The following is a 783-nucleotide window of genomic DNA, read 5'->3' as shown; positions in this document are numbered from 1 at the left end:
ATACTGGACTAAAATCAAAAAACATCTTATAATAGTAGTTATGAAACTTACAAACGAAGAAACACAAAAAATTGAACAACTCCTAAGAGATTCATCGTACGCCAAATATCACAAACGTCTACAGATTATTTATTTTCGCTCAAAAGAAAAGAGTTATAAGGAAATCATGGATTTGCTAGATTGCAATAAAACAACTGTTTGGAGGAATTTGAAAAAATATAAGGAGTTTGGTTTAGAAGCGCTTCTTCAGGAGACCCGTGGTGGACGTCATAGAGAATATATGACTTACGAAGAAGAACAAGCATTTCTAAAACGTCATATAGAAGCTGCTCAGGCTGGGGAATTTGTAACTGTCAATCAGTTATTTGAAGCCTATCAAAAAGAGATTGGTCGCACTTCCACACGTGATGGTTTCTATTATCTCCTGAAACGACATGGTTGGCGAACGGTCACTCCTCGACCTGAGCATCCCAAGAAGGCAGACGCTCAGACAATTGAGACGTCTAAAAATAAAATCTACATTCGAAACCTTGAGTAAGCGCTTTAAAGAAGAGGGGACTTATAACAAAGTACGTTTGATGTACCAAGATGAAGCTGGTTTCGGAAGAATCAGTAAGATGAGTTCTTGTTGGGCTCCTCAAGGAATCCGACCTAGCATTCCTAGTCATTATATGCGAGAATATCGCTATTGTTATGGGGCAGTAGATGCTCAGACAGGAGATTCCTTTTTCCTCATTGCTGGAGGATGCAATACTGAGTGGATCAATGAATTTCTAAGGCAAG

General features: G+C 38.7%; 1 pseudogene. It reads left to right on the top strand.

The annotated features are described in order from the left end of the window. Positions 1–40: 40 nt before the first annotated feature. A pseudogene (locus HT693_RS11395) lies at positions 41–783 on the top strand (IS630 family transposase); the annotation flags it as partial.

The sequence above is a fragment of the Streptococcus sp. 2154 genome, from assembly GCF_013277255.1.
GTDB lineage: Bacteria > Bacillota > Bacilli > Lactobacillales > Streptococcaceae > Streptococcus > Streptococcus pseudopneumoniae.
This window is presented reverse-complemented; position numbering and strand designations above follow the sequence as displayed.